Here is a 1,195-nt window from a genome sequence, read left to right as displayed (position 1 = left end):
AGCACGTTTTTTATCTACCACTGCAATGAGGTTATCCATACCTGCAAGCACAGCCTGCGCACCAGCTTGTGAGGATACACTTATTGCTGTCGCTTGAAACACGTCTGAAAACGAATAGTCTCCTGCAACACTAGTGCCCGTAGAATTGTCACTTAACCCTTCCAAGTTTGATTCAAGAGTCTCTCCAGTTACCGCACTGGCAATACCTGCAATACCAGATAGCGTGAAGCCACCGTTCGCTGATAACGAGTTCGCCGTACCACCAACGTTTTGCATACTGAAACCAATAGTTTGTACCGCATCGGCACCCACCTGGAAATTCGCTTCGTACGTACCATTTAGCAGATTTTGCCCACCAAACGTAGTATCTTCTGCAATACGGTTTACTTCCGTCATCAATGCACGCATTTCTTCCTGAATGGCTAGGCGATCTTCATCGGTGTTTGAACCATTCGCAGCCTGAGAAGCTAGCGTACGCACTCGCTGGAACATACTTGTCACTTCATTCATTGCGCCTTCTGCGGTTTGCGCTAATGAAATACCGTCATTGGCGTTACGGTTACCCTGGTTTAAGCCTTGAACTTGCGATTCAAGACGATTTGATATTTGTAAACCCGCCGCATCATCTGATGCACTGTTGATACGGAAACCTGATGATAAGCGTTGGAACGCTTGATCTAGGTTATTCCCAGAGTTCATTAATTGACGCTGAGCATTTAACGAGCTTACGTTTGTATTTACATATAAGGCCATACTTACACCCTCAATCTTTAAATTTCGAATTTTCACCGAAAAACAATTCCGGCTTACATAGGTTATCGGGCGGCAACCTTTTTCCTTTAGCAAAATAAATAATTGCCGATCTTTCTTCATAAGCGGCTAACTATGGCTCCAAGCAAAAAAAAGCGGAAGGCAAATGCCTTCCGCTTTACTTCCTCTTGAGAGAGAGTTGAGAGTCTTTAGATCAAAAATCTCAATTTGGCATGTATAATGCTACGGATTATACGTGTCAAAAGTATCTTCACTACGCTTTTGTCATTATGACTTTCGCTATGCCTCCGCTTTTAGCTGGTCATAAATTCGGCGCCCTTGTCACTACCCCTTTTACGATAAGGGTGCCTACTCCACTTATCCTTGTAGTAGACTTAATGCCGCCTGTGGACGCTGGTTTGCTTGCGATAATATCGTCTGAGAC

General features: G+C 44.3%; 1 protein-coding gene. It reads right to left on the bottom strand.

From position 1 onward, the window contains the following. The coding region (locus V7R42_RS19855) for a flagellin N-terminal helical domain-containing protein (RefSeq protein ID WP_334022393.1) at window positions 1–753 on the bottom strand (753 nt) is incomplete at its 3' end. Between the last annotated feature and the right edge of the window lie 442 nt (window positions 754–1,195).

Source organism: Alteromonas sp. S015, from assembly GCF_036864485.1.
Taxonomy (GTDB): Bacteria; Pseudomonadota; Gammaproteobacteria; order Enterobacterales; family Alteromonadaceae; genus Alteromonas.
The sequence above is the reverse complement of the archived record's forward strand: the minus strand, read 5'-3'. Positions and strand labels throughout refer to the sequence as shown.